Below are 17,361 nucleotides of genomic sequence, written 5' to 3' on the forward strand. Positions count from 1 at the left end.
GCCCTCGTACGGTCGTTATGGACGAAATGAACGTCTGATAATTCCGACTATTACCATATGGATGTGGTGAAAGCAGCACACTGACATGAGTAATCATATATATCTCCAGCTACCCCTGTCGAGTATGGTCCAGAAGAAGTTCGACAGACGGAGTTTCCTCGCAGCGACAGGAACGGCGGCGCTGGCCGGCCTCGCCGGCTGTTCCGGTGGCGGCGGTGGCGGAAGCGGTGGCGAAGGCGGCGAAGAGGGCGGCTCCGATGGAGAGTCGACCGAGATGGACTCGGAGGGTGAGTCGACCGAGATGGATTCGGGCGGCTCCGGCTCGGGAAGCACGCGTCTCTCGTGGCACGCGGGCGGCACGGGCGGGACGTACTTCCCGCTCTCGAACGAGTTCAAGGACGTCATCGAGTCCAACACCGACGGCATCACGGTCCAGGTCCAGTCGACCGGTGCCTCCGTCGAGAACGTCGGCTCGCTCGCGAGCGGCGACGCCGACTTCGCGCTCATCCAGAACGACGTCGCGTTCTTCGCGTCGAACGGCTCGGGTATCGAGGCCTTCCAGGGCAACGCCGTCGACAACCTCCGCGGCGTCGCCACCCTCTACCCCGAGACCATCCACATCGTGACGCTCGCCGACACGGGCATCGAGACGCCCGCGGACCTCTCGGGCGCGACCATCAACACCGGTGACCTCGGCTCCGGGACGCAGGTCAACGCGAACCAGATCCTCGAGGCGCTCGGCATCAGCGACTACACCGAGCAGAACACCGGCTTCTCGCAGGCGTCGGACCAGCTGAAGAACGGCGACATCGACGCCGCGTTCGTCGTCGGCGGCTACCCCGTCGGTGCCATCGAGGAGCTCGCCGCGACGGAGGACGTCCGCATCGTCCCCATCGAGGGCGACGCCCGCCAGTCGGTCAAGGACGCCGCCCCGTTCTACGCGGACGACGAGGTCCCCTCGGGCACGTACGGGCTCGAGTCGCCCGCGCCGACCGTCGCCGTGCAGGCGATGATCGCGACGAACGCCGAGCAGCCCGAGGACATCGTCGAGACGGTCACGGCGGCCATCTTCGACAACACGGACTCGCTCACTATCAAGACGGACTTCATCACGGCCGACTCCGCACAGGACGGCATGTCCATCGACCTGCACCCGGGCGCGGCCGCGTACTTCGGCTGAGCCCGAACCCGTAGCGCACTTACAGACACTCGACGTTCTTTGACGCGATGGACGACCAACGTAGACGGTTCGCTCTCGCCGCCGTCGTAGTCGCGGCGTTGCTCGCGGTCAGCGGTGCCGCGGCCGCGTCGCTCCCGGCCGGACAGGCGCTCGTCGTCGAGACGGCCGACGGCGGTGACGAACTCCTTCGCGTGCCCGTCGAGGACAACACGACGGTCGCGCTCGAGTACACCCACAGCGTCGAGAAGACGCGCGTACTCGACGCCTACGCGGTCCGTGACGGCGAACTCGTGATGACGCGGATGGAGTTCCAGTCGTACGGCTGGGGGCTCCCCGCGCGGGTGAACGTCACCACCGAGAACGGGTCGTTCGTCTTCGACCCCGAGGGGTCCTACGAGGAACTGTACGTGAAGCCCGGCCGCATCGCCGGCCACAAACTCCACGTCGGCGAGGAGACGTACGACCTCGTCGCGCGTTCGGACGCGGAGTCCGTGCGTATCTATATCACGGAGCGAACTGTCCTTGACGTTGCACGCTCGATGACACGACCATGACAGATTCAGACCCGGAACGAGCATCAGAGAGAGACGGTCCGACCCGCGACGGTGACTCCGTGGCCAGGACCGATGGAGGCACCGACGACCGGACCGACCCGGAGTCCGCAGACGGCGGTCCCGACCCGAACACCGACGACGGCGACGGCGAGTTGAGCGACGCTGAGGCCGAGGAGATTCTCGAAGGAATCGAGCGAAAACGGACACTCTCGGGCAGTACCGCACTCGCCGTCTCGGTCATCGGCATCGCCTTCTCGCTGTTTCAAATCTGGCTCGCCGCGCGCGGCTTCATCTTCGAGTTCTCCCTGCCCGCGGTGGGTGAGGTCAGGCTCGCCGCCCTCCAGTTGCTGCAGGTGAACGCCATCCACGTCGCGTTCGCACTCATCCTCGCGTTCTTGCTCTTCCCGCCGACGGACGGTGGCGGGGCAATCGCGACCAGGCTCGCCCAGGTCGTGCCGGCCGTCGAGCAGCGCTTCGGTGCGTCGAACCCGATTACGAACGCGGCGAAGACGCTCCGACGAAGCGTCCGCTGGCTCGTCGTCGACGACGAGCGCGAGCGCGTGACGCCTATCGACTTCGTGTTCATGGTGCTGGCAGCGCTCACGGCGGTCTACATGGTCGTGGACTTCGGCGAGATTCAGCGGCTTCGCGTGCTGGGGCTCGACTCGGGCCGCACCATCGCGGAGTACGCCACCGGGCTGTTCGTCGCCCTCGGCGACGTCGTCCCCCCGCTCAGCTTCCTCGCGGACGTCGTCGCGGCCGTGATGGGTGTGGTCCCCTTCACGGGCGTCTCGTACGCCTTCTTCCTCGGGGCCGTCGGGACGCTCCTGGTCCTCGAGGCGACTCGACGCGCGCTCGGCGTCTACCTCATGCTCATCGTCGCGTCGTTCATCGTCTACGCCCGCTGGGGCTTCATTATCACGCCCGAAACGCCCCTCATCGGCGTGCTCTCCATCCCACAGGGCAGTTGGGCGAACATCGTCCAGAACCTCTGGTACAACACCGAGAACGGCGTGTTCGGGATTCCGGTTACGGTGTCGGTGCAGTTCATCTACATCTTCATCCTCTTCGGCGCGTTCCTCGAGATGTCCGGCGCAGGGCAGTGGTTCATCGAACTCGCGTACTCCGCCACGGGGACGCGGAAAGGCGGCCCCGCGAAGGCGTCCATCCTCGCGTCGGGCTTCATGGGCACCATCTCCGGGTCGTCCATCGCCAACACGGTGACGACGGGCGCGTTCACCATCCCGCTGATGAAACGCTCCGGCTACCGGCCGGAGTTCGCGGGCGCGGTCGAGGCGTCGGCGTCGTCGGGCGGGCAGATCCTCCCGCCCGTCATGGGTGCCGCGGCGTTCCTGATGATCGAGTTCATCGGCGTGCCGTTCTCCGATATCATCATCGCCGCGACCATCCCCGCCATCGTGTTCTTCTTCGGCGTCTGGGTGATGGTCCACCTCGAGGCCTCACGGGCGAACATCGGCGGCCTCTCGCGCGACGACGTCGTCGACATCAAGCGTCACCTCTCGCGCGGGTGGTTCTACCTCGTGCCGCTCATCTTGCTGCTGTACTACCTGCTCGTCGAGCGTCTCACCGTCGCCCGGTCGGCGTGGTTCACGCTCGTCGCAATCATGGCACTCATCGCGTTCGTCGCCGCCTACAACGAGCGAACGGGAGCCCCGCTCGTCGGGACGATTCTCGCCTTGTTCCTCGCCGAGTTGGGTGCGTTCGTCACGAGCGGCGTCGGCATCGTGGGCCTCCTTACGGGTGCGAGCGGTGAATCTCGCACCTTCGCAGAGGCGCTCTTCGCGGCCGGTGGCACGCTGGGGACCATCATCGTCCTCGTGAGCGTCGCGTTCATGCTGTTCCGCCCGCGGAGCGACGCACCGCTTTTGAACTTCGACGACGCCGTCGACACCGCGAGCGAGCGGTTCGCCGAGGGGATTTCGCGACCGAGTCTCGCCGAGACGCGGCCGTTCCGCTACCTCACCTTCATCGGGAAGTCGATGGACTCGGGCGCGCGGACCTCGACCGAGGTCGTCGTGGCCGTCGCCGCCGCCGGCATCATCCCCGGCGTCGTGAGCGCCACCGGACTGGGCCCGAACCTGACGGCGCTCATCAAAGCCGTCGCCGGCGGCTCCATCGTCCTCCTCTTGCTCTTTACCGCCATCGCCTCTATCATCCTCGGGATGGGGATGCCGACGACGGTGACGTACATCATCCTCGTCTCCCTCCTGGGCCCGGCCATCGCCCAGTCGTCCGACATTCCGCTGCTGGCGGCGCACCTGTTCATCCTCTACTTCGGCGTCATCGCCGACATCACACCACCGGTCGCGGTGGCTGCTTATGCCGCGTCGGGGGTGGCCAAATCCGACCCCTTCAGGACGGGGACGAAGGCGTTCTCCCTGTCGCTCAACAAGGCCATCGTGCCCTTCGCGTTCGCGCTCACGCCCGGTATCCTCCTGCTGCGCGGGCAGAATCAGGACTTCCGTGTGCTGAACTTCGCCGACGTGACGGAGGTGACGTACTTCCTGCCGGAGGTGGTGATACCCATCATCGGGGTGTTCGTCGGCGTGGTCGGCCTCGGAGCGACCGTCATCGGGTACTTCTACGCGCCCGTGAGTCGGGCCGAGCGCGCACTGTTCGTCGTCAGCGCCTTCTTGTTGATGGCACCGCTCCTGGTCCTCAGTGCGATTACGGACGTGCTCTCGTTCGTCGGCATCGTCCAGAACGTCGGTGAACCGCTCGTCATCGACCTCGGCCTCCGTGCGGCGGGTGGGGTGCTGTTCGCCGCACTCACGCTGAAGAACCGCGCGGCGAGCCAGAAGCAGCCCCCCCGACCCACGGGTCGCGCCGAAGCGACCGACTGAGCGAACGGCGCGACCGACCCGCTCTCATCACGCTCGTTTTTTCGACAACTCGACGCGTCCGCTCGTCGCGCTCCGGAGTCGGTCTCTGAGTCCGGCCGCCTCCTCGACGGGGACGCGAACCGCGAAGGAGACCTGCTCGTCGTAGTCGGCTTCGAACTCGGTCCCGGCGGATTCGAGAATCCCTCGCACCGTCCCCGAGTCGTCGTAGGTGACGACGGCCGAGAAGCGCTCGTGGGGGCGCTCCTCGACGATGCCGGCGTCGTCGACGGCGTCCTTGACCGCGCGGGAGTACGCCCGTGCCAGGCCGCCGACGCCCAGATTGGTCCCGCCGTAGTATCTGGTGACCACCGCCACGACGTTTCGAATATCCCGCTGGACGAGGACGTTCAGCGCCGGTTTTCCGGAGGAACCCGCCGGCTCCCCGTCGTCCGAACACCACTCTCTGAGGAGGACGTCCACCTTCGAGGGGTCCGCAGGCACCCGATACGAGGGCACGTTGTGGGTCGCGTCGGGATGCTCCGATTCGACCGCCTCGATGAACGCCTCGGCGTCGGCGACCGTCTCCGCGGGCGAGACGTAGCCGATGAACTCCGAGCCGCGCACCTCGAACTCGGCCTGTCCGCGGCCCGCGACGGTGCGGTAGGTCCCGGGACCGTCGCCTGTGTCGCCGTCGGTCATCGTTCTGCCAAAGCGTCGCCCGCAGGCGGATAAAAGGGTAGCGACCAAAATACGAGAGAGCGATGGCAGGGCGTGCGGTGGCGCGACGGGCGCGACGGTATGTCGCGCTGACACGCGAGGGACGACTGAACGACCGAGCGAAGCGAGGGAGTAAAGTAGTCGGCTGGGGAGGACTGTGGTGTCACCGCCCTGGCGGCCGCTCTCGATTTCCTCGCGAAACGGCTCCTCTCACTCACGACTGAGTCACCACGCAGCAGAGCCAGCCGAGTGCAGGACGAGCGACAACGACGCAGTGACCGCCTATTACGCGATACTCACGCGCCGCACGAAGTCCAGGTTCGACAGTTCGGTCAGCAAATCGCCGGGGATGTCGCCGTCCGTCACGAGGTAGAGTTTGGGGTCGTCGGTGAACTCGGGGTCCTCGCTGATGGTCTGCCGGATGGAGATGTCGTGGTCGGCGATGAGGGTCGTGACGCGCGCGACGATGCCCGGCGCGTCGGCGTCGTCGACTTCGACCGTGAGCACGGTGAGGTCGAGGACGGGTGCGAGGTCCATCAGGCTCGGAATCGACGAGATGTTCTGGAAGATGCGACGGAGCTGGGGGTCCGCGAGGATGGCGTCGGTGGTCGAGTCGACGACACGGCGGTCGACGCCGATTTCGCGGGCGATACCCGTGTTCGGAATCTCGATGCCCCCCGAGACGACCCGGCCGTCGTCGTTCACCGAGAACCCGCGTTCGAGCAGGAGGCGGATGACAGCCTGCTGGCTCGGACTCCCCTCGAACTTCCGCATGATCTCGTCGAACATCTACACCGGAGTACGACAGCGCGCCGTTTAGTCGTTTTCTGTGACTCAGTGACTGAAGCTGTCGTTCGGTTCAGAGGTCGCCTTTCGTGCTCGGCGTGTCGCTCCGCCGCTCGTCCAGCCTCGTGGCGTCGTCGAGCGCCCGCGCGAGCGTCTTGAACAGCGCCTCGACCTCGTGGTGGGCGTTCTGTCCGTCGACGGAGGCGTGAAGGGTGAGGCCGGCGTTCATCGCGAGCGAGAGCGCGAAGTGTCGCGCCATGTCGCTCGTGAACTCCCCCACCGAGTCCTGCGAGAACGCACCGTCGAACTCGAAGTGGGGGCGACCAGAGACGTCCACGACGACCGAGGCGACGGCCTCGTCGAGCGGGACCTTCCGGTCGGCGAAGCGGCGGATGCCGCGCTTGTCGTCGAGCGCCTCGACGAACGCCTCGCCGAGGACGATGGCGACGTCCTCGACGGTGTGGTGGTCGTCGACGTGGAGGTCGCCGTCGCACTGGACGCTCAGGTCGAAGAGGCCGTGCTTGGCGAACGCTTCGAGCATGTGGTCGAAGAAGCCGACGCCGGTGTCGACGACGCACTCCCCGTCGCCGTCGACGTCGAGCGTCAGGTCGATGCTCGTCTCGGCCGTCTCACGGGAGACAGCGGCGGTCCGTGTCATACCCCGGCGGAGGGGAGCGAGGGGTAAAGAAGGTTCGTCACGCGGAGCGGAACGACGCGGTGTGAGACTCGATATCGAACCCCTTTGTTTCCAGTCGAGGGCGTGAGAAGATACCACACCGTAGGAGGAGAGAACGCCGGACGGCAGACGAACGTCAGACGTGTGACTGACGGGAGGCGGACGAGTGAGTGAAACGTCGGCCGGTCGGGCTCGAGTCGAAACGGACCCCCTGCTCGGGCGGCTCCGCGCCGTTCGGTGTACGGGACTTACTCGACGGCCTCTCTCGCCGCGTCGAGCGTGAACCGCCCCTCGTAGAGTGCGGTGCCGACGACGACAGCCGCCGCGCCGGCGTCGCGGAGGGAGACGACGTCCGAGAGGGTCGCCACGCCGCCGCTGGCGATGACGGGGATGTCGACAGCGTCGACGACGGCCTCGACGGCGTCCGTGTTGACGCCCTCCAGTTGGCCCTCGACGTCGACGTCGGTGAACAGGATTCCCGCGGCGCCGCGGTCCGCGTAGCGGCCGGCGGCGTCGGCGGGGTGAATGCCCGTTCCCTCGGTCCACCCTTCGATGACGACTTCGCCCGCCTTGGCGTCGAGCGAGACGACGACGCTCTCCGGATGCGTCTCCGAGATGTCGGCGACGATGTCGGGGTCGTTCACCGCCGCGGTCCCGAGGATGACGCGGTCGACGCCGCTGTCGAGGAGGTCGCGGGCGTCGGCAGCCGTTCGGATGCCGCCGCCGAGTTGAACCGGCACGTCGACGGCATCGACGATTGCCTCGACCGCGGCGGCGTTCTTCCGCTCGCCCTCGAACGCACCGTCGAGGTCGACGAGGTGGAGCGTCCGCGCGCCGCTGTCGACCCATCGGCGGGCGGCCTCGACCGGGTCGCCGTAGCGCTTCTCGGTGCCGCGTTCGCCCTGGACGAGCTGGACGACCTCACCGTCTTGCATGTCGACAGCGGGGACGACCTCGAACGTCGGGAACATAGCGGAGCGGAGGGGGAGAGAGGTGGTAAACGCACCGACACGCGGGGGCGAAACACGTCCGCGGAGCGGCCGCGAACCGCCATCCGTTCGGAACGGCTTTGGGGGCGGGCGACACAGAAGCAGGAAATGAAGATTTTCGGGTCCAGCGGGACGCGCGGGGTCGTCACCCAGGAGTTGACGCCCGCGTTCGTCCTGCGGGTGGCACAGGCCGCCGGGACCGTCTGGGACGGCGACCGCGCCGTCGTCTCCCGCGACACCCGGACCTCCGGCGAGATGTTCGCGAACGCCGCGGCCTCCGGACTGGCGAGCGCCGGACTCGACGTCGACCGCCTCGGGGTGACGCCAACGCCGGCGGTCGTCCGCTACTGCGAGGTCGAGGCGGTGCCCGCGGTGCACATCACCGCCTCGCACAACCCCCCGGAGTACAACGGTGTCAAACTCGTCGGCGACGACGGCGTGGAGCTCACTGTCGACGTCCTCGAGGAGGTCGAAGAGCACGTGCTCGGCGAGGAGTTCGACCTGAAGCCGTGGGACGAGGTCGGTTCGGTCCGCCACGTCGACTCGGCGAACCGCGCGTACGTCGACGACCTCCTCGCGTCGGTCGACCGCGAGGCGATTACCGAGGCCGGACTGAAGGTCGCGCTCGACCCCGGACACGGGGCGGGGAGCCTCACCAGCCCCGAGTTCTTCCGCCGACTGGGCTGTGAGGTCGTGACCGTGAACGCGACGCCAGACGGGCACTTCCCCGGCCGACAGCCCGAACCCGTCGGGAGCCATCTGACCGACCTCTCGCGGCTGGTTCGTGCCTCGGACGCCGACCTCGGCGTCGCCCACGACGGCGACGCCGACCGCGCGGTGTTCGTCGACGAGACCGGCGAGTTCATCGACGGCGAGTCGTCGATGGCGGCGCTCGCGGCCGCACACCTCTCGGCGGGTGACACGTTCGTCTCGGCCGTCAACGTCTCACAGCGGGTCGTAGACGCGGTTTCGGAGGCGGGCGCGTCGCTGGAACTCACGCCCATCGGGTCGACGAACATCATCACCCACATCCGCGCGCTCCGGGCGAAGGGGGAGACGGTTCCCGTCGCCGGCGAGGGCAACGGCGGCGTCTTCTTCCCCAACTATCGCCTGGTCCGCGACGGGGCGTACATCGGCGGGAAGTTCCTCGAACTCGTCGCCGACCGACCCGCGAGCGAGGTGGTCGCTCCCTTCTCGGCGTACCACGCCGCACGGGTGAACGTCCACTACGACTCGGAGGGGGAGCTGACGGCGATGCTCGAGGCCGCCGAGGCGTACGCGAAACGCGCCGACGTCGAGCCGAACACCATCGACGGGTACCGGCTCGACTACGGCGACGCGTGGGTGCTCGTCCGCCCCTCCGGGACCGAACCCGTCATCCGAATCTACGCCGAGGCGCGGGACGCCGACCGCGCGGAGTCGCTCGCCGACGAGGTCGAATCGGCGCTCCTCGACACCCGCGACGGGGCGTAGGTCAGACGGAGAGGACGACGAACAGCAGACAGAGACTGCCGAGAACGACCAGGGCGAGTCCCCGCGAGAGCGCCCCCCGACGCACCGCCGACCGGTCGCGCGGGGCGCTGCCGAGATACGTCACCTGTAGCCGGTGGACCAGTTCCGGGTCACGGAGCCACGCGACGCCGGCGAGGACGGTCGCGACCCCGACGAACGCAGCGACGCCCGTGACGACGGTGACCACGCTCAGGGCTCGCCGTCGTCGAGCGCCGACTGGAGACGGTCGCGCTCCGCACGCAGGTCAGCGAGTTCCGTCTCGACCGCACCCGAGGCGAGTCGGTCGCGCTCCCCGTCGGTGAGTTCGTCGCGGGCGACCACCGACTGCCGGAGGCGCTGGTAATCGTCGCGGAACGCGAGGTCACGGACGCGGCGGGCTTGCGCCACGACCGATTCGTCGGCGAACCGAGCGACGACGGCGACGAGTTCCTCCGCGAACCGACGGAGTTCGCCGGCGGCCGGCGGCGGCCAGTCGACCGTCAACGGCGTCGCGTCGAGTCGGGCGAGGTACGTCTCGTTCGTCGCGACCTTCGTCCGGAACCGGGCGGGGTCGTCGACGTAGTGGTCGAGCTTCGACTGCGAGTAGCCGGCGTACTCCAGCACCGTCGGGAGCGACTCGCGTCCGACGGGGGCCGTCTCGAGGTACGACCGGAGCGAGTCGGGCGGGGCGGTGAACTCGACGAGCGGATACGCCGTCGTGGTCCCGACCAGGTCGAGCAGGTCGCGGACGCTCTCCTCGCGGCGGAACCGCTCGAACGCGTCTGCTATCGCCTGGTTGTAGGCGGTGATGGGGTCGTGAAGCTGTTCTGTCGGTGCGTCGAGGTCGGCCGCGCCGAGGTCGAGGAGTCGCTCCCTGCGCCCGATTTCGTCGTCGAGGGTCGAGAGTCGGCGACGGACCGCCTGTCGCGTCTCGCGGAGGTGCTGGCGGGCGGCCTCGCGCTCGTCGAGCGCCTCGACGGCTTCGCGGGCGGGAGCGAGCAGGTCACGTGCCTGCTCGAAGTGTTTCACCGCGAGGCGTCGACGGTCGAGCAGTTCGTTGGCTTCCTCGAAGGCGTCGCGGGTGGGGAACTCGTCCGGTAACTCCTCGACGAGGTTCACGAACCGCTCTTCGAACTCGACGTAGGCGGCGAAGTTACCGCTCCCCGTCGCCGTGTCCTCGTAGTTCGAGAGGAGGTCGAGCGCGTCCGCGTACGCCTCGGCGACCGCGCGGGCCTCGGACTCGCCGTACTCGTCGACCGCCGCTTCGGCCTGGCGGAGTCGCTCACGGGCGGCTGCGAGGTCGTCGACCGTGACACCGCTGGCGGAGACAGTCTCGGCCATCAGTAGACGTCGTCGGGGTCGAACACCTGCTCACCGACGACGCCCCCGTCGGCCCGGCGGTAGAAACACGAGCGATAGCCCGTGTGACACGCCCCGCCGGACTGGTCGACGAGATACAGCAGGGCGTCGCCGTCGCAGTCGACGCGGACCTCTCGAACGTCCTGGGTGTGCCCGCTCGTCCCGCCCTTCTCCCACAGTTCGTCGCGGCTCCGCGAGTAGTAGTGGGCGCGACCCGTCTCGAGGGTTCGCGAGAGCGCCTCTCGCGTCGCGTACGCGAGCATCAACACCTCGCCCGTCTCCGCGTCCTGGGCGACAGCCGGGACGAGTCCGTCGTCGCCGAAGTCGAGGTCGACGCCGACCTCGGCGTCACCAACAGCGGCGTCTGCGTCACTCATGCACTGACCGAGGAGCGTCCGGCCGATATGTCTTGTGTCGACGGACGGTTCGAACGTGAAACCGCGGCCAGTCGGGGTGATGCGCTGAAGAACGTCGGTCGGCGTGCGGCGGCGCGACGGCACACCGCCGGCCGGGTGGGAGCGTGCCGTCCGTTCGCCGCGTGACGCACCTCACGCGAGTCCCAGAACGGCGAGGAGGCCGAACAGCACGTCGCCGTAGGAGACGGCGAGGAGGAGGCCGACGAACATCGGGACCAGAAACGGGATGCCGGGAGAGATCCAGACGCGCTCGTGCGTCGAGACGAGTTCGAGGCCGTCGCGTAGCGCCTCCGGCGTGGTGCCGTAGGCGGTGCCCTCGATGCTGTCGAGGAACTGTTCGGCCGCCCAGGGGTCGTCGAACGTCTCGGCGTCGGGAGCGGGAGGGGTCACGGCTGTGTCCCGTCGGTCGGCCGCCGCCGCGTCCTGTGCGACACCACCGTCGGTCGCCACGTCGGTCGGGTCGACGCGGCCGTCTGTCGGCTCGAACGTCTCGTCGACGGTCGCGGGGTCACGGAGGGTGTGGGGCGTGGCGAGGAGGTCCTCGAAGGAACTGCCGCGCCAGCGGAGATACATCCTGAGCGCGTCGAGGTCGAGACCGCCACGAGTGTAGCCGCTCGGCGTCTCGAACAGCCGACCGTGTTCGCTCGGGAGGTCGGCTACGTCGATCCGCCGCCCGAAGAACATGATGGGAGCGACGTCGCCCGAGAGCAGGTTCCCCACGCCGATGACGAGCGGATAGACGACGGCGACGACGACGGTGTTCGTCAGAATCGTGAACGAGAACACACCGAGTGGTGCCTCGACGAGCGGGAGGGCCGTCGAGGGCAGGAAGTACACCGGGTAGGTGGGAAGGAGGAGCGCGAGGGCGATGAGTGCCTTCGCGTCTGCACCCCCGAAGCCGCCGATGCGCCAGAAGAGGTACGAGAAGGGGACGACGAAGACGACGCTGACGCCGACCTGGACCAGAAAGAGCCGGTCGTCGAAGGTCGTGGGCGGGAGGTGCGCGAGGAGGTCCCAGAGGAGCAACGCGATACCGAGACCGGCGAGGGGAAGCCACAACCGGTTGGGGACCCGCCGCGTCCGGATATCAGAGAGCGCCGCCCAACCGAGAACGGGGATGGCGACGAGACGCAGGAGGTCGGGTGCCGATGCGAACATACAGACGGCGCGGAGAGGAGGAAGTTAGCCCTTTGGGTGAGAGAATCACAGGCGAGAACGCGAGCCGACGCCGTCGCTACGCCGGGAGCGATACCGGAGAGAAAGTCGGGGTTCGTGGGCAATAGTGGGCAAATGTTATTCGACAGTGGGTCATCGTGGAATACAGAGCGCGTATTGGTCAGCGTAGAGCGACTGTCGATGGACTGACTGTGTGCGACAAGAGTCTTGCCCGAACGGATTTACCACGTCATCGCATACGTGAACTATAGTGGATGCGGGTGCCCTGATTGTCGGACTCATCGCAGTGGCCGCTGGACTTCCCTCAGTATTCAGACCACAGGCCGTTGTCGACTTCGCTTGCGAAATCAGTCCGTTCTGCAGGTCTCCCATGCAAATGAGTCATGCAGGACAGACCTACAACAGAATACTAGGCGGCGGCCTCGCTTTCGTAGGCCTACTGCTGATTGCTGGGGCTCTTGCCGGCACGTTCAATTGACGGTATATAACCCACAGTGAAAACCGCTGTCGAGTACCTCCATACTGTATACGTTTTCTGTCTGTGTCACGCGAGTTCTGTTCAAGCTCGAAGGATTCCAACAGGGCCAGTAAGAAGTAGACTAGATTTCACACCGGCTCTCCACGTAGCAGACGCTTGTCGTCTTGTTCAGCCAGTCAGAGGCCTCGGGGAGACATCTCGATGGCGACAGAAGGCAGAGGGTGAACCCTCGTTCAGACCGCTGAGTGGTTCTGGTCGGCAGTTTGTTGCAGTATCGAGTTCGTGGGGTGGAGCAGTTGCTACGAGGTCTTTCAGTGAGGTTGCGAAAAATCGCTAGTCGGGGCGTGTACCGTAACAGTACACGTTCTAAGTTAGATGACGCGGTTCTGGAGGTAGTCGAGGTGCTTGGCGTTGTAGACGATCTGGACCTCGTCCTCGGTGGGCGTCCCGATGCAGGTCAGACGGACGTTCTTGTCGTCGACTTCCTCGTCCGAGAGGATCTGCTGCATGTCCATGTCGATGCCGCCCTTCGTCAGGATGGCAGCACAGTTCGCACAGGCACCCGCGCGGCACGAGAAGGGCCAGTCGTAGCCCTGGGCCTCAGCAGCCTCGAGGATGTACTCGCCCTGGTTGACCTCCAGCGAGCCGTAATCCTCGTCCGAGAGGCCGGCGTCGGCAGCCTTGTCGAAGAGGTCGTCGTCGTCCATGTCCCAGCCGTTGTCGTCGAGTACTTCGTAATTGAGGTATTCTACCGTGGGCATCTCGTCAGATGATTTGAACCCCACCTCATTATGCTTTGCTGTTCTGAGCGGGTTTTCCCCGCGCCGTCACTGGTTTTGGTCGGCCAAAACCCGTCCGACTGGACAGGTGAACACGAACGGTGTCGACGGTCGTTCAGAGCGCCACCGCTGAGAAGAGCAAATAGGAGGTCACGGCCGACACCGATGGGGTGAGCAGCCAAAAGAAGATGATTCGCCCGGTCGTCCCCGGGTTGAACAGTTCGTGGGCGGTGAGCGTGTCGTCGGGTTCGCCGATGGGGGCGACTTCGTCGCCAGGGTCGGCGGCGAGGGCGTTGACCGAGAGTTCGGGTGAAGCCCCGCGGACGGCCTCGCCGAGCGTGACCGTTCGGGTGGCGCGACCCCAGCCGAGGCCGACGATGCACATCGTCGCCGACACCGCCAGGCTCGCCGGGATACCGATCGCCGAGAGGAACGTGATGAACGACGCGCTGACCGTCTCGACGACGAGCGCCGCCAGGAGGGGAAGTTCGGTGAGGTCGTTCCCGACCGTGTCGAGCGTCCGCCGGGCGATGGTGAACGCACCGAGGCCGATAGCACCGCCGGCGAGGAGGATGCCCGCGTCGATGCTCAGGACGCCCGAGCCGACGAGTGGTGCGACGGCGTTCGCGACGTTGGACGCGCCCGCCGAGAACGCCATGTAGCAGGCGATACCCACGACGAGCAGGACGGTCCCGAGTTCGCGAACGGTCGTACCGGGGCCGAGCGCGGGTGTGGGAACCCCGGAACGGTCGAGGGTCACGAGCGGGCCGTCCGAACGGTCCAGCGCGAGGCGGGCGTCGAGATACGGGTAGACGTACCGGCCGATGACAGCACAGACCCAGAAGGCGAGGACGGGCGCGACGATCCACCACGAGACGATTTCGAGCATGACGGCCTCGTTGAGAGTGTTCGTCGCGACTCCGAGGCCGGCGATAGCGCCGACGGCGGTCATCGACGTCGACGCCGGCACCCCGAAGGCGTTCGAGATGAGAAGCGCCACGCCGACGAAGAACAGCACGCCGACGCTCGCCGCCAGCGTGAACTCGTCGCGTGGGACGATACGGCCGCCCATCGTCTCGATGACCTCCCGACCGACCGTCCAGCCCCCGAGGAGCGCGAAGGCGGTCATCAAGCCGGCAGCGGCGAGTTTCGAGACGACGTCGCTGCCGACGGCGGGACCGAACGCGACGCCGGTCGAGGAGCCACCGATGTTGAATCCGACGAAGGCGGCGACCCCGAGTCCGACGAGGAGGAGCAGTTCGACCACGAGGGTCGGTTGTGTCCCGCGGCTTTAGTGCCTGGTGTTCCCGGCGCGGCGCGGGTCTCCACAGCGGCGAGCGAGTCGATTACCAGACCGAAAACAGGGCGTACGCACCGATGGTCGCGACGGCGGGGACGGCGTTCTGGAGCGCGACGACGCGGAGCGTCGCCCACGGTCGGTAGAGGTCGCCGACCGAGACCTCCTGCTCGAGTTCCTCGACGACGTCGTCGGCGTCGACGACGAGCGCACCCTCGGCGCGAGTCGCCCGACCCCAGCCGAGCCCGACGGTGCTCATCGTGGCGATGACGACGAAGCTGGCGGGGATGCCGATGGCCGAAAGCGCCGTCACGAGCGTCGCGCTCACGACGGCGACGACGAGCGCCGCGGTCAGCGGCAGTTCGGTGAGCCCCTCACCCATCGTGTCGAGCGTCCGTCGCGCGATGGTGACCGCCCCGAGGCCGATAGCACCGCTGGCGAGGAGGATGCCCGCGTTCATCGTGAGCTGTCCCGAGCCGACGAGCGGCGCGATGGCGTTGGCGACGTTCGACGCGCCCGCAGAGAACGCCATGAAGCAGGCGATGCCCACGACGAGGACGACGCCCGTCGCCTCGCGCGGCGTGGTCTCGTCGGCGAGCTGTGGCGTCGGAACCCGCCCGTCGGTGTCGAGCGCGAGCAGTGAGCCGTCGCTCGTGTCGACAGCGATGCGCTCCTCGACGGCGTCGTAGGCGTAGCGGCCGACCATCCCGCTCACCCAGAACGCGATGAGCGGGGCGACGATCCACCACGAGATGATCTCGAGGACGACAGCCGTGGCAAGCGCGTTCTGGGCCAGCCCGAGGCCGGCGATAGCGCCGACGGCGGTCATCGACGTCGACGCCGGCACCCCGAAGACGTTCGAGACGAAGAGCGAACCGCCGATGAAAAAGAGGACGCCGATACTCACCGGGAGCGTGAAGGGGTCGCCGACGACGAGGTTCGAACCGAGCGTCGTGACGACGCGTCGACCGACGGTCCACCCGCCGAGGAGGGCGAAGACCGTCATGAGGAGGCCGGCGGCGAGCTTCGAGACCGCACCACTGCCGACGGCGGGACCGAACGCGACGCCGGTGTTCGAGCCGCCGACGTTGAAGCCGACGAAGACCGCGACGGCGAGCCCGACCAGCAGGAGAAGCGAAATCACGGCTGTGTGAGTCTCGGGCCGGACTGTACAAAAACTCCGTGTCACGGACGCGCGACGACGCCGTCGTGCCGCGTTACTTCGTCGCCTCGGAGATGGCTTCGTCGAGGTCGGCGAGGATGTCCTCGGGGTTCTCGATGCCGACGGAGAGCCGGACCATGTCGGGCGTGACACCCGCGGCCTCCTGTTCTTCCTCGGTGAGTTGCTGGTGCGTCGTCGAGGCGGGGTGGACGACGAGCGTCTTGGCGTCGCCGACGTTCGCGAGGAGCGAGGCGACCTCGACGCCGTTGACCGTGCCCTTCGCCGCGTCGTAGCCGTCCTCGAGGCCGAAGGAGATCATGCCGCCGTAGCCGCCCTCGAGGTACTGCGAGGCGTTGTCGTGGGTCGGGTGACTCTCCAGCCCGGGGTAGTTGACCCAGGCCACCGCGGGGTGGTCGTCGAGGAACTCCGCGACGATCTGGGCGTTCTCACAGTGTTTCTCCATCCGGAGCGGGAAGGATTCGAGCTTCTGGAGGACGACCCAGGCGTCGAACGGCGACTGCTGATTGCCCAGGTCGCGGAGTCCACGGGCGATGGCCGCGTAGGTGAACGCGGCGTCGCCGAATCGCTCGGCGAAGTTGACGCCGTGGTACGCGGGGTTCGGTTTGGCGATTTCGCTGTACTTCTCCGCGTGTTCGGCCCAGGGGAACGAGCCGCCGTCGACGAGCGCGCCGCCCACCGTCGAACCCGCGCCGTGGAGCCACTTCGTCGTGGAGTCCCAGACGAGGTCGGCACCGTGGTCGAGCGGCCGGCAGAGATAGGGGGTAGCGAAGGTGTTGTCGACGAACAGCGGCGCGCCGTGTTCGTGGGCGATGTCGGCGACCTGCTCGATGTCGGGCGTGTCGAGCGCCGGGTTGCCGATGGTCTCGAGGTGGACGTAGGCGGTGTCCTCGTCGATCGCCTCGGCGTAGGCGTCGTAGTCGAGCGTGTCGACGAAGCGCGTCGAGACGCCGCGGCGTTCGACCGTGTGCGTGAGGTAGGTGTACGTGCCGCCGTACAGCGAGGAGGCGGAGACGATGTTGTCGCCCGCCTCGGCGAGCAGGAAGTTCGCGAGGTCGAACGAGGCCATGCCGGAGGCGGTGACGGCCGCGCCGATACCGTTCTCGAGGGAGGCCATACGGCCCTGGAGCATCTCCAGTGTGGGGTTCATCAGCCGCGAGTAGATGTACCCCTCCGCCTCGAGCGCGAACTGCGCGGCGGCGTCGTCGGCGTCGTCGAAGACGTAGGAGGTCGTCTGGTAGATGGGTGGGGCGCGAGCACCCGTGGCGGCGTCGGGTTCCTGACCGGCGTGGAGGCTCCGGGTGTTGAAGCCTGGCTGGGAGTCGTCGTCGGACATACGTGGGTTGTGCTCAGACGGCGGGGACGTAAAGATAGGTGGGAGCGGCGGAGGCTGCCGGTGGCTACGACGGGCGGTGCGTGAGCGGGCGGTCCCCTGTCGCA

General features: G+C 67.3%; 16 protein-coding genes. 4 read left to right on the forward strand and 12 right to left on the reverse strand.

Annotation, left to right across the window (positions count from 1 at the left end; genetic code table 11):
- Window positions 1–124: 124 nt before the first annotated feature.
- From E6N53_RS18440 to E6N53_RS18450, 3 genes are read left to right on the forward strand one after another with little or no spacing between them, the layout of a single operon-like run.
- Window positions 125–1,180, forward strand: a complete 1,056-nt coding sequence (locus E6N53_RS18440) for a TAXI family TRAP transporter solute-binding subunit (protein WP_142860946.1) — start codon at window positions 125–127, stop codon at window positions 1,178–1,180.
- Between the two features lie 47 nt (window positions 1,181–1,227).
- A complete protein-coding gene (locus tag E6N53_RS18445; protein WP_136592454.1) occupies window positions 1,228–1,734 on the forward strand; it encodes a DUF1850 domain-containing protein in 507 nt (168 codons plus the stop codon).
- Window positions 1,731–4,598: a TRAP transporter permease gene (locus tag E6N53_RS18450; RefSeq protein WP_142860947.1), complete on the forward strand. Its 2,868-nt coding sequence runs from the start codon at window positions 1,731–1,733 to the stop codon at window positions 4,596–4,598. Before E6N53_RS18445 ends, E6N53_RS18450 begins: the two co-directional genes overlap by 4 nt.
- Window positions 4,599–4,625: 27 nt before the next feature.
- On the opposite strand, the gene E6N53_RS18455 is transcribed toward E6N53_RS18450, so the two are convergent.
- The 4 genes from E6N53_RS18455 to hisA form a co-directional block, all read right to left on the reverse strand.
- Entirely contained in the window at window positions 4,626–5,276 is a 651-nt protein-coding gene (locus tag E6N53_RS18455) for an IMPACT family protein (protein ID WP_142860948.1), read from the reverse strand.
- A gap of 303 nt (window positions 5,277–5,579) precedes the next feature.
- Window positions 5,580–6,083, reverse strand: a complete 504-nt coding sequence (locus E6N53_RS18460) for a TrpY family transcription regulator (RefSeq protein ID WP_136592451.1) — start codon at window positions 6,081–6,083, stop codon at window positions 5,580–5,582.
- Window positions 6,084–6,153: 70 nt separating this feature from the next.
- Window positions 6,154–6,738, reverse strand: a complete 585-nt coding sequence (gene hisB / locus E6N53_RS18465) for an imidazoleglycerol-phosphate dehydratase HisB (RefSeq protein WP_142860949.1) — start codon at window positions 6,736–6,738, stop codon at window positions 6,154–6,156.
- A gap of 266 nt (window positions 6,739–7,004) precedes the next feature.
- On the reverse strand, window positions 7,005–7,727 hold the full coding sequence (hisA, locus tag E6N53_RS18470; RefSeq protein WP_136592449.1) for a 1-(5-phosphoribosyl)-5-[(5-phosphoribosylamino)methylideneamino]imidazole-4-carboxamide isomerase: 723 nt from the start codon (window positions 7,725–7,727) through the stop codon (window positions 7,005–7,007).
- Between the two features lie 126 nt (window positions 7,728–7,853).
- Between hisA and glmM the strand changes: the two genes are divergently transcribed.
- On the forward strand, window positions 7,854–9,218 hold the full coding sequence (gene glmM, locus E6N53_RS18475; RefSeq protein WP_142860950.1) for a phosphoglucosamine mutase: 1,365 nt from the start codon (window positions 7,854–7,856) through the stop codon (window positions 9,216–9,218).
- A gap of 1 nt (window position 9,219) precedes the next feature.
- On the opposite strand, the gene E6N53_RS18480 is transcribed toward glmM, so the two are convergent.
- The 8 genes from E6N53_RS18480 to E6N53_RS18515 all read right to left on the reverse strand — a co-directional run bounded on the left by E6N53_RS18480 (window position 9,220) and on the right by E6N53_RS18515 (window position 17,257).
- Window positions 9,220–9,444, reverse strand: coding sequence for a hypothetical protein (locus E6N53_RS18480; RefSeq protein WP_136592447.1), 225 nt, complete (start codon window positions 9,442–9,444; stop codon window positions 9,220–9,222).
- 2 nt (window positions 9,445–9,446) lie between these two features.
- On the reverse strand, window positions 9,447–10,577 hold the full coding sequence (locus tag E6N53_RS18485) for a DUF7118 family protein (RefSeq protein ID WP_201741202.1): 1,131 nt from the start codon (window positions 10,575–10,577) through the stop codon (window positions 9,447–9,449).
- Window positions 10,577–10,972 (reverse strand): phosphoribosyl-AMP cyclohydrolase, encoded by a 396-nt coding sequence (gene hisI, locus E6N53_RS18490; RefSeq protein WP_136592446.1) that lies wholly within the window; start codon window positions 10,970–10,972, stop codon window positions 10,577–10,579. The genes E6N53_RS18485 and hisI overlap by 1 nt, the downstream gene beginning before the upstream one ends.
- Before the next feature lie 171 nt (window positions 10,973–11,143).
- Window positions 11,144–12,169, reverse strand: a complete 1,026-nt coding sequence (locus tag E6N53_RS18495) for a prepilin peptidase (protein WP_142860951.1) — start codon at window positions 12,167–12,169, stop codon at window positions 11,144–11,146.
- 867 nt (window positions 12,170–13,036) lie between these two features.
- Window positions 13,037–13,426, reverse strand: a complete 390-nt coding sequence (gene fer / locus E6N53_RS18500) for a ferredoxin Fer (RefSeq protein ID WP_136592444.1) — start codon at window positions 13,424–13,426, stop codon at window positions 13,037–13,039.
- Between the two features lie 133 nt (window positions 13,427–13,559).
- A complete protein-coding gene (locus tag E6N53_RS18505; RefSeq protein WP_142860952.1) occupies window positions 13,560–14,711 on the reverse strand; it encodes an inorganic phosphate transporter in 1,152 nt (383 codons plus the stop codon).
- 79 nt (window positions 14,712–14,790) lie between these two features.
- The gene (locus E6N53_RS18510) at window positions 14,791–15,885 is read right to left on the reverse strand and encodes an inorganic phosphate transporter (protein WP_142860953.1); all 1,095 of its coding nucleotides are present in this window, start codon (window positions 15,883–15,885) and stop codon (window positions 14,791–14,793) included.
- Window positions 15,886–15,958: 73 nt separating this feature from the next.
- Window positions 15,959–17,257, reverse strand: a complete 1,299-nt coding sequence (locus E6N53_RS18515) for an O-acetylhomoserine aminocarboxypropyltransferase/cysteine synthase family protein (RefSeq protein ID WP_136600538.1) — start codon at window positions 17,255–17,257, stop codon at window positions 15,959–15,961.
- Window positions 17,258–17,361: the final 104 nt, after the last annotated feature.

The sequence above is a fragment of the Salinigranum halophilum genome (genome assembly GCF_007004735.1).
GTDB classification, from domain to species: domain Archaea; phylum Halobacteriota; class Halobacteria; order Halobacteriales; family Haloferacaceae; genus Salinigranum; species Salinigranum halophilum.